Raw genomic sequence first — 670 nt, 5'->3', positions numbered from 1 at the left:
CTACCAGGTCAAGGCGTGGCGCGAAGCCCACCCGAACACCGAGATCCCCGACGGGCACGTGTTCACCCAGCCCTGGCCCGCCAGCCCGTCCGACCAGCGACGCGACCACACGATCTTCTACCAGTACCGGGCCGACCGAGCCCGTCGCACCCTGCGCGGGATCGACCAGCAGATCACCAAAGCCGAGAACGCCGTCGCGGGCAAGACCCCGGTCAAACGCAACCGCTACGTGCGCCTGACCGACGCGACGAAGACCGTCAACCGAGCGCTGGAAGAGAAGAACCGGGCTCTGGCCGGGATCAAGGGCTACGTCACCAACCTGCCGAACCCCGACCCCGACCAGGTCATCGCCACCTACAGCCAGCTGCTCAACGTCGAGAAAAGCTTCCGGATGAGCAAGTCCGACCTCGCCGCCCGACCGATCTACCACCACACCCGCGAATCGATCGAAGCACACCTGACCATCGTGTTCGCCGCCCTCGCCGTCAGCCGCTGGATCGAGAACACCACCAGCTGGTCCATCCGCAAGTTCGTCACGACCGCCCGCCGCTACCGCACCATCACCATCCAGGCCGGCGACCACACCATCACCGCCGCCGACCCCCTCCCCGACGACCTCCAGACAGCCCTCGACGCCATCCACGGCACGCACTAAATGGCCCAAGTCAGG

At 66.6% G+C, this 670-nt stretch carries 1 protein-coding gene; it reads left to right on the top strand.

The window, feature by feature from the left end; translation table 11 throughout:
- The coding region (locus AB1460_RS38095; RefSeq protein WP_420497472.1) for an IS1634 family transposase at nt 1-655 on the top strand (655 nt) is incomplete at its 5' end.
- Nucleotides 656-670 lie beyond the last annotated feature (15 nt).

The sequence above is a fragment of the Parafrankia sp. FMc2 genome, assembly GCF_041008525.1.
Classification (GTDB): domain Bacteria; phylum Actinomycetota; class Actinomycetes; order Frankiales; family Frankiaceae; genus Parafrankia.
The sequence above is the reverse complement of the archived record's forward strand: the minus strand, read 5'-3'. Positions and strand labels throughout refer to the sequence as shown.